At 38.2% G+C, this 9425-nt stretch carries 3 protein-coding genes; 2 read left to right on the forward strand and 1 reads right to left on the reverse strand.

Translation table 11 applies throughout. The features are described from left to right. The first annotated feature begins 70 nt into the window (after positions 1-70). A complete protein-coding gene (locus GSY47_RS00690; RefSeq protein WP_179003508.1) occupies positions 71-1129 on the forward strand; it encodes a BamA/TamA family outer membrane protein in 1059 nt (352 codons plus the stop codon). Positions 1130-1301: 172 nt separating this feature from the next. On the opposite strand, the gene GSY47_RS00695 is transcribed toward GSY47_RS00690, so the two are convergent. Beyond that, positions 1302-1688: a DoxX family protein gene (locus GSY47_RS00695; RefSeq protein WP_179003507.1), complete on the reverse strand. Its 387-nt coding sequence runs from the start codon at positions 1686-1688 to the stop codon at positions 1302-1304. 367 nt (positions 1689-2055) lie between these two features. Here GSY47_RS00695 and GSY47_RS00700 point away from each other — a divergent pair. Continuing rightward, positions 2056-9425: DUF11 domain-containing protein (locus GSY47_RS00700; protein ID WP_219071030.1), on the forward strand; the 7370-nt coding region annotated here is incomplete at its 3' end.

Consider the following 9425-nt stretch of genomic DNA (forward strand, 5'->3'; position numbering starts at 1 on the left):
TAGTATCACAAAGACAGACTTTTAAGAATTTACAAGCCGAAATATAACGTTTCATTCAAAAAAACATACTATGAGGCATTTTCTACTCTTACTCTTTTTTACAGTTTTTGTTACTTTTTCTTTTGGACAAAAAACAAATGATTCCATTCCGAAAAAAGAAAAGAAAATAGAATTAAGAGTAATGCCTTATTTGAGCTACAATAGAAATCTTGACTTTATGTTTGGCGCTATTCCGATGATGATGTACAAAGTCAATCAAAACGACAGTATTTCTCCTAAATCATTATCTGGAATGTCGGCTATTTATACCACAAACAAGTCTTATGTTTTGGCTTTCTTTAATAAATGGTATCTGAATGAAGATAAATGGCGGCTAAAATTCTTCTTTTTTAATGGGAATCAGAATTCACAATTTTTTGTTGACGATATCGATCAGCCCGACTTTTATGATTACGGCACCAAAACCACTATTTTAAGCATTGGCGGACAGCGTAAAATTTTTGGTAAATTCTATGGCGGTTTGTCTTATACTTATGCTCATTATAATACCACTTATGAGGACAATATTTCTCCTTCTTCTGTCTCACACAGTAATGCTTTGGTTATAAATCTTTTGTATGATACAAGAGATGCTGTATATTATCCAACAAAAGGATATAAAATCAAATTGGATTGGTCGACTTATCCAAGTTTTTTATATAACGAACTAGCTTCTAACCGAATTGCTTTTCAGGCCAACAAATATTTCCCTACTAGAAACGAAAAAGATGTTATTGCCGCTCGTTTTTATGGGAAATTCGGACTTGGAAATGTGGCTTTTGAACAGCAGAGCACTATTGGAGGTGTCGATATTCGAGGTTATTCTGAGGGAAAATATAGAGGAGCTGGTTTAATGGATATTCAGGGAGAATATCGTTATAATTTTGGTAATATGGGTCTGGTTGGTTTTGCAGGTCTTGCCACAATCTACGGTTCTGATACTCCAAACTTTGATTGGAAACTATATCCTGGCGCTGGTGTTGGATATCGTTATAATCCTTTTAAAAAATCAAAGTTTAATGTGGGATTGGATGGTGCTGTTGGTAAAGGTGACTGGGGTGTTTATTTTAGAATCGGCGAAGCATTTTAGTTTTAATACTTTTGTTTTTTTTAAACACATAGAAACATAGTTTTGCTTTGTCTAGATAGGCGTTTCACTTGTAATAAAACACAGAGAACCTATCTGCTAAAAACTTCATTGTTATTAAAAAAAGCTCTAAATCGAAAAATTTAGAGCTTTTTTATTTTGCTTTATATTAGAATCAATCCCATTTATTATTGTTTGAAATTGCATATTTTCCAGCGCCTGTAAAAAACAATGCTATGGCACCTAAAAGATAGAGTGTTATTAATTCGTTAGCATAACCGCCTTGTTCTCCAATTGAAAAAATATCTTTTGAATGCGCTACAGCAATGGCCACAATACAATTGATTGCTAAAATAACAGATGCAATTCTAGTTCGCCACCCAAATAAAATGGCTAATGGAGCTAAAACTTCTCCAATATAAACGGCATAAGCAAATGCTCCCATATTCTCTACCAAAAATGAAATACCATGTAAAATTTTTGATACACCATGAAAAAGCATTAAGCCTCCAATACTAATACGCAATACTAACAATCCAAAGTCTGTGTTTTTTGAAATCATAACAATCTAGTTTTTAAATTAATATACTAATTAGGTTTTGTGATGATACTAAACTACAAAATAATATATTGCTGTAACTATTTAATTTCAAGCTAGTTTAAACAGATATTCACATAAAGTCGACCAATGCAGCATAAAAAGTTAAAAAGTGAGATATTTTTTACTTTTAAGTTGTTTCAATATGTGTTTTCTTGTTTCATTTTATAATATGCAACATCGAAACAGATAACCCTATAGCCTACATTAATTAATTTTGAAGTACCCCATTAGTTTTTCTTAACCTCACTCCGAATTAATACATAACCCAATTTATTAATATAAGGTGGTTTTCGAATTCATCAGTCTGCCTTTTTTATTCTGATTGCTTATGGCTCAATTTTACGTTTCCTCGACTTTTCGTAATTTTTCCAAGAAACTTTTTTTAGCATTTATTTTATTATTTTTAAATAGCAAAATAAATGCTCAAAATTGTACCGTAAATGCTGGAGTACTTAATGTCACCATTTGCGAAACCGATGCTTTGGTTTTAACCGGAAATACTCCTTCTCCTATTGTCGGAACTGTTTCTTGGACTCAGATATCTGGCCCAGCAGTAGTTATTGATACACCAAACAATCCTAGCACTATTATAACAGGTTATACAGGAGGAAATACTTATATATTTAGATATAGCGCAACCTGTGGCGATGGAGTTTTGGCTTATCAAGATAAAGTTGTAAATGTACAACCCATTACAATTGCTAATGCAGGAGGCAACATTACAAGTTGCCCTAATAGTTCCGGAAATTTGTCTATTACTGCAAATGCGCCTCAAAATACAGGAGAAACAGGCCATTGGGAAATAGTGGGCGCTAATAATGCGGGAGTTATAATTAATTTTCCCAATTTACCAACCTCAACCATAAACCTTCCTTCAACTAGTTGTGGAGTTACTACACTTCAATGGGTTATTGAAGGACCAGAATATGCTCCAGGGCAACGCTGTAGAACTACTTCTCAGATTACTGTCACTAATTATGGTGGTGTTACTCCAGTTTCAGCAGGTTCTGATCAAACCTTAAGTAATTGTTATACTACTACACAATCTACCAATCTTACTGGAACTTATGGAGGCTGTGGTCTCAACGGACAAAGCGGTCAATGGACATTTGTAAGCGGGCCTAATACACCGACTATTGGAAGTCCGGGTTCTAATAATACGTCTGTTTCTAATCTGGTTCAGGGAACTTATACTTTTAGATGGACTGTTACTGGTCCATGTGCTTCTGGAAATGATCTAGTAACAATTATTGTTCCGGCTGCAACACAAGATGTAACAACACTGCCAGGTGGTAATGAAGATATATTCCTTTGTGATAATACCATTACACAGGTTACTCTTGTAGCTCAAACACCACTTTACGCAGGAGAAACTGTACAATGGACACAAATAGCTGGAGATCCAGGTGCTGTGATTGTTTCTCCAACAAACCCAACTACTTTAGTTACTAATATTTCAGATTCTGGTGACCCTTACACCTTTAGATATACATTAACCAATAGTAATACGGGCTGTATTTTTACTAAAGATTATAATGTTCAGTATAGCGGGCCAACAAGAACCATTGTAGCCAATAACGGTAATGATATAGTTGGAAGCTGTGATGCCACAGTATTTACAATTCCGCTTACCGTGACGGGAACGGGAGTAAATCAATATCGGATTGTTAATGGCCCATCTACTTCTCCATTAGCGCCTTTTCCAACTGCTTTACAAGATGCAGGGAATTCATTAACTTTAACCCTTACAACGCCTGGAGATTACACAGTTGAATTTATACGAAGTCAGAATGGCACGCCTGTTGGATGTAATAAAGGATTTGATACCCTAAATATTCTAGTTTCCGGTGATCCAACTCCTTCAAATGCAGGATCCGACATAAGTCTGCCTTGTGGTGATACAAGCACATTGCTCTCAGGTGTTATAACTGGCGACGGCATGCACTTTTGGAGTCAGCTTAGTGGTCCAAACACCGCTGTAATTACAGATAATTTTGCTGTAGACACACAAGTAACAGGACTTATCCCAGGAACTTATGTTTTTCAATATATAACAAAAGGTGGCGGTGCAACCTGTGGTTTTTCAGTTTCCACCGTAACAATTCATGTTTCCGGAAGTTCATTGGCAGCACCTGATGCTGGGCCCAACCAGGTTGTTTGTGCTAATACTCAAGTAATACTTGATGCAGTACCTGTGCAAAGCGGCGAAATTGGGACTTGGAGCCAAATCTCTGGTCCAAGCACAATATCTTTTTCCAATGTTAATGATCCAAATGCTACAGCGACAGGTTTTACATCCAATACCGCTCAATACGAATTACAATGGACAGTTTCTTATCTTCATCCCGGACCTTCTTGCAGTGCTCCTGTTTCTGATACGGTAACCATTATTACTAATAATTCAACTGCCGCATCAAACTCCGATGCCGGACCAGATGCTTGTTATCCAGCGGGAACAAGCTCTTTCAATCTTAGTGGTAATACTCCAGGCATACTTGAAGTAGGGCTTTGGTCTGTTACTCCATCTACCGGAGTTGTTTTTGCTGATACGAGCGATCCAAATACTTTAGTCACAGTTCCAGGGAATGGAACTTATGTTTTCACTTGGTCTATAGAAACAATAACAAGGCTTTGCGCACCAAATACAAGTCAGGTTTCGGTTACTATTGCAAACACTCCTCCTGCTGCAAATGCTGGACCAGATCAAGAAATCTGTGGCAATACTATCACAATGGCCGCAACAACAAGCAGTGGTGCCATAGGAACCTGGACAAGAATTTCTGGTGTAGGTGGTTACACCATTAGTGACATACACAATCCGAATGCTGTATTCACATTTACTTATAGTGGTTACTATATTTTTAGATGGACTGTTGATGCCGAAGTCTGCGGTGAAGCTTTTGACGATATTAATTTAACAATTGGAATTCCGCCTCACCAAGCCGTTGCTGGTCCAGATCAAAATATCTGTAATAACACTAGTGTAACTATGGCAGGAAGTATTTATGACAGTTTTTTTGAAACAGGTCAATGGTCTGTTTTAACTGGAGCGCCTAATCAGCCAACTATTGTTGATCCTACCAATCCAAATACTGTAATCAACGGACTTGTAGCTGGTACTTATACTTTTAGATGGACTATAACCGCTAAAAGTATTTTCTTATGTCAAGGTACTTTTGACGACATGATTGTCGTGGTTAGTCCTACTGCTAATGCAGGAGCAGACCAAACCTATTGTGATGTAACCAGTATTCAGCTTAAAGGAAATGAAAACTCAACCGGAACATGGACACTTACCAGTACTACAGGAAATCCCGCTTCTGTTATTATAACACAATCGCCTCCTAACAGTTATATTGCCAATGCAACCGTAGTTCCAGGGAATGATTATGTTTTTACTTATACCACGTCTTCTACAACTTTTCCTAATGGCAGTAGTTGTCCAGGTTCAGCTGATAATGTAAATATTACGATTTTCAGCGGGGCAAGTATTGATCCTGATGCAGGACCAGATCAAACATTATGTATTTCTGATGTTGGAGGTATCGCTACGTTACAAGGAAATATGCCCCCTCCAGATGTTTCTACAGCTGAATGGCGTTTTGCATTTCAACCTACTGGAAGCGTTGCGGTTATCACTACTCCATCGGCTCCTTTGACTACTGTTACAAATTTGACGGTTCCCGGGCTTTATGTTTTAGAATGGGTTTTCGAAAATCAGTCTTGTAGAACACTATCAGATGTAGTTCGAATTGTAATGAATGAGGCTCCAAGTACTGCAAATGCAGGACCAGATGATGCCGTAGCCTGCCAAACCACTTATCAGACGAACGCTGTACCTCCTACAGTTGGTATTGGAACATGGACCATCACTAATCAACCTGCAGGAGCTGCAGCAGTTATAGACAGTCCAAATAGCCCTACTACCACTCTTTCCAATGTTACCGTTTTAGGAACTTATACTTTAACATGGACAGTGACAAATGGACCTTTTACCAGTCCATCATTGTGTCAGCCTTCTTCAGATACTGTCGATATAACCTTTAACGACGATCCTCCAACTGTTGCAAATGCAGGACTAGACCAGGAGTTATGTGATGTGGCTTCAGTAGCTATGGCAGCCAATACCCCTGTTATTGGCACAGGAACATGGACTCAAATTTCTGGGCCTAATACCGCTACTATAGCGTCACCAACCAACCCTAATTCATTAATGTTACAATTAGTCGCTGGAACTTATGAGTTTAGCTGGACAATTGCAACAACAGGATGTAATTCTGAAGATAGAGTTATCGTAACTATTTACGATTTACCATCAACTGCCAATGCAGGTCCAAATCAGATTATTCCACAGTTCTCTCCTGTCAACATGAATGCAACAATACCAACAGTTGGTACAGGAGCTTGGACTCAGGTTTCTGGACCGAGTATTGTAGGTTTTACAGATGCCACCTCTCCTACTACAGCCGTGACAGGTACAATTGCTGGAATATATGTATTAGAGTGGACAGTAAGCAATGGAAATTGTGCAGTTTCATCGGATACAATGACTTTAACTATTCTATCAGTTGCTGATCTTGAATTAACCAAATCAGTGACTCCAGTTACGGGAAGCGCAGGAGATACGGTTACTTTCAATCTTCAGATTTTTAATAATAATTCATTAGGCGGAACCGTTACAGCTACGGGAGTTTCTGTACGAGATTATATTCCTTCTGGTTATACTATAGTGCCAGGTTCTGTAAATCTTGCAGGAATTTATAATTTAGGAGACAATACTATAACATGGAACAACCTTACAGTTCCTGTTGGGGGGAGAGTTAATCTCACTTTTCAAGCGGTTATAAAAGCTACAGGATCTTATGTAAATAATGCCGAAATAATCGCTTCCGACCAATTTGATCCTGATAGTACACCAAATAACAATATTGCTACCGAGGACGATCAAGACGATGCGTCAATTATTTTGGATGTTGCCGATTTGTCTTTACAAAAAACGGTCTCACCAGCAACAGTAAGTATAAATGACAATGTTATTTTTACCATTAGAGTTACCAATAGCGGGCCTAATAATGCTACTGGAATTACAGTATCAGATCAACTTCCTCCTGGATATACGTATGTAAGTGATAACGGTGCTGGAAAATATAATAATACTACTGGAATTTGGAATGTCGGCAATCTGAACAACGGAAACTCGCTTTCTTTACAGATTACGGCTAAAGTAAACGTCGTTTCAACAGGAAACAATTATATTAATGTCGCAGAAATACAAACTGCACACCAACTAGATCCAGACAGTACACCTGGAAATGGACTGCCTGAAGATGACATGGCTAGTGCCACTGTATCATTAAAACCTGCCGATTTAGAGCTTACCAAATCTGTAACTCCAACTTCCGTAGCAGCGGGACAACAAGTCGATTTTACGATAAATATTCTGAACAGAGGGCCTGGAAATGCAACTGGGGTTGATGTACAGGATTTAATTCCAGTTGGATATACCCTTATTCCAGGATCCGTTTCAACTGGAGGTACTTATCAAGTTGCAACTGCGGCTTTAGAATGGAAAGATTTATATCTGCCAGCCAATTCTAATGTAAATCTAACTTTCAGTGCCTTCGTCAATCCACTAGGAAATTATCTGAACATTGCACAGATAACCGCAAGTGATCTGCCTGATCCAGATTCAACACCAAATAATAATATCGCTTCTGAAGATGATCAAGATGATGCCGAAATTATTTTTATTGGCCCATCTGCTGATTTATCTTTAGTTAAAAATGTGGTTGCAGGCAATACAAGTCCTGTCGTTGGAAGTCAGGTTTCCTTTGAACTTGTTATTTCAAATGATGGTCCAAACAATGCAACAGGAGTTCAAGTAACCGATTTACTGCCTTCAGGTTTTCAATATGTAAATTACAGTTCATCTGCTGGCTTATATGATAGTGTTACAGGAATTTGGAATGTGGGCACCGTTGATGTCGGAGTTTCAGAATCACTGATTTTAGATGCAAGAGTACTGCCTACAGGAAATTATTTCAATATAGCTCAAGTTACAGCTAGTAATCTTCCTGATCCTGATAGCACACCAAATAATGATGATGGAGACCAAAGCGAAGATGATGAAGATAATGCAGCTGTAACACCAGTTCAGCCTTCGGCAGATTTATCTTTGACTAAAACTGTAAGTAATCCAACACCTTTAGTTGGTTCAACAGTAACTTTTACCATCATCACAACAAACAGCGGTCCGCAAGATGCTGCTCTTGTGCAGGTGACCGATTTACTGCCTTCTGGTTATACATTCAGCAGTTTTAATGCAACAAGTGGTACTTATGACAGCACTACAGGTTTATGGACATTGGATATATTAGAGAGTAGTGAATCTGAAACCTTACAGATTAATGCAATCGTCAATCCAACAGGAGACTACTTGAACATTGCTGAAGTTACCAATAGTGATACTCCTGATCCTGATTCTACTCCAAATAACGGAATTTCGACAGAAGATGATTATGGAACTGCTTCCACTACTCCTATTTCACAGTCTTCTGATTTATCATTAACCAAAACAGTCAATAATGCTACTCCTTTAGTTGGTTCACTTGTTACTTTTGAAATTGTAGTAACCAATAATGGACCACAAGATAACTTTGGAGTTCAAGTTACAGATGTACTACCATCAGGGTATACATTTGCTGGATTTACTGCCTCAACTGGAACTTATAATTCGGCAACTGGTTTATGGACTGTAGGCAATTTAGTGAATGGAGATTCAGAAACGCTTCAACTTGTAGCAAGAGTAAATTCAACGGGGAATTATACTAATACTGCCGAAATAACAGCAGCTAATCTTCCTGATCCTGATTCTACTCCAAACAATGGAATCACAACAGAAGACGATTATGCAGAAGCTACGACAGTTCCGGTTCCAACATCGGCTGATTTATCGTTGACTAAAACCGTAAGTAATCCTATTCCACTTGTGGGTTCTTCAGTAACATTTAGTATTCAGGTAACGAATTCCGGACCACAAGAAGCAAATGGAGTTACGGTTACCGATTTACTGCCTTCCGGATATACTTATGTTTCCTATAGTGCTACAACAGGAACTTATGATCCTGCAAATGGACTTTGGGATGTTGGAAATATGCCGATATCGGATTCTTATACTTTACAAATCACAGCTTTAGTCAATGCAACAGGAAATTATACGAATAGCGCAGAAATAACAGCCAGCAGTCAGCCCGATCCCGATTCAAGTCCAAATAACGGAATTACAACGGAAGACGATTATGCTGAAGCGACAACAACACCAATTGCAACCTCTGCCGATTTATCTTTAACTAAATCAGTAAATAATGCTACTCCGCTTGCTGGTTCACAAGTAATTTTCAACCTTCAGGTAAACAATGCAGGACCTCAGGCTACAGATAATGTTACCGTTACTGATTTACTGCCTTCTGGTTACACTTATATTTCTTACACTGCAACAGCCGGAAGTTATGATGCTGTAACTGGACTTTGGATAGTTGGAAGCATGCCAATTGCAACGACACACACTTTACAAATCACAGCTTTAGTCAATGCAACAGGAAATTATACTAATAGTGCAGAAATAACAGCCAGCAGTCAGCCTGATCCAGATTCGACTCCAAATAACGGAATTACAACGGAAGACGATTATGCTGAAGC

The sequence above is a fragment of the Flavobacterium quisquiliarum genome, from assembly GCF_019308285.1.
Lineage (GTDB): Bacteria > Bacteroidota > Bacteroidia > Flavobacteriales > Flavobacteriaceae > Flavobacterium > Flavobacterium quisquiliarum.

Excerpts from the sequence above, each read along its gene's own strand:
- GSY47_RS00690 (WP_179003508.1), top strand. The coding sequence starts at position 71 with ATGAGGCATTTTCTACTCTTACTCTTTTTTACAGTTTTTGTTACTTTT.
- GSY47_RS00695 (WP_179003507.1), bottom strand. The coding sequence starts at position 1,688 with ATGATTTCAAAAAACACAGACTTTGGATTGTTAGTATTGCGTATTAGT.